2 protein-coding genes are annotated in these 1,022 nt (G+C 54.7%); both read right to left on the bottom strand.

Annotated features, from left to right (window positions below):
- On the bottom strand, positions 1-632 hold a 632-nt coding region (locus tag ACBR42_RS17125), incomplete at its 3' end, for a recombinase family protein (RefSeq protein WP_371208842.1).
- A partial coding sequence (locus tag ACBR42_RS17130) for a hypothetical protein (RefSeq protein WP_371208843.1) occupies positions 629-1,022 on the bottom strand: 394 nt, incomplete at its 5' end. The genes ACBR42_RS17125 and ACBR42_RS17130, both read right to left, overlap by 4 nt.

Below are 1,022 nucleotides of genomic sequence, written 5' to 3' on the forward strand. Positions count from 1 at the left end.
ACCTGCGAGACTGATTTCACTTTCAGGAAAGTACTGAAAAGAAAAGCTAATCTTCCCTGAACCTCAACATTGGGGTCTTTGACGACTGCACCGCCAGGATTACGGACAAAGCCAATCGGCAGCGTCAACGCCAGAGCACCGCGTTCCGCCTTTGCAAGAAGGCCGGCAGTCAGACGACTGCGGATTGTGTGCAGTTCGAGTTCCGAGATAGTCCCTTTGAGACCAAGGAGCAAACGACCGTTTGGCGATGCCGGATCGTAGACACCATCCCGATCTGCAATGAGACATTTCTGCAACCCGCAGATATCGAGCAGCGGATACCAGTCCGAGCAGTTTCGCGCGAGACGTGTCACGTCGATCGACAGAATAAGACCGACCTCGCCCAGGCCGACACGCCCGACCAACTCCCGGAAGCCTTCCCGGCGCAGCGTGGAGGCACCACTGAGTCCCAGATCCGCATCAATGATTTCGACGTCGCCTGCCTTCCAGCCGAGTTCGCGGGCCCGGAGTTTCAGGGCATATTGAAGACGCAGACTTTCCTGGTTGCTGATGATCTGACTGGGCGTCGACTGACGCACATAGACGATCGCTTTCCGACCCAGATGCATTGGCAGAACCAATTCCGATCTCATGGGACGTCTCCCCCAGAATGCCTGCGATCTCGTCGATGATCTGACGTTTCTGCTTCGGCTGAAGCAATATCCAGAGATCTTTGGGTTGAATTGGCATCGTTCTCGATCCGGTCGATTTCCGATACCAATTCATTTATACTATCGACCGACAGTTTTGTACCATTAAATACGTTCACGTCGAAGTCGACGGCTGCAACGGGAATGATCAGCGTACCACCGCGGTCGTAAGAAACCTCATACGAGATCGGAAAATTGTCCCCACGTGCAGCAAGCCGCCGCAACACGACGAGGCGGCGACCAAATAGCGGATGGCGCGGATCGCATACCTTGACAACCCCTGCCGGGGATTCGTCACCCTCAATGGGCAGTATATTCCTTAATGCCTTCGCT

Origin of the sequence: Komagataeibacter sp. SM21 (assembly GCF_041402665.1) — a bacterium.
In the GTDB taxonomy this organism is placed as follows: domain Bacteria; phylum Pseudomonadota; class Alphaproteobacteria; order Acetobacterales; family Acetobacteraceae; genus Komagataeibacter; species Komagataeibacter saccharivorans.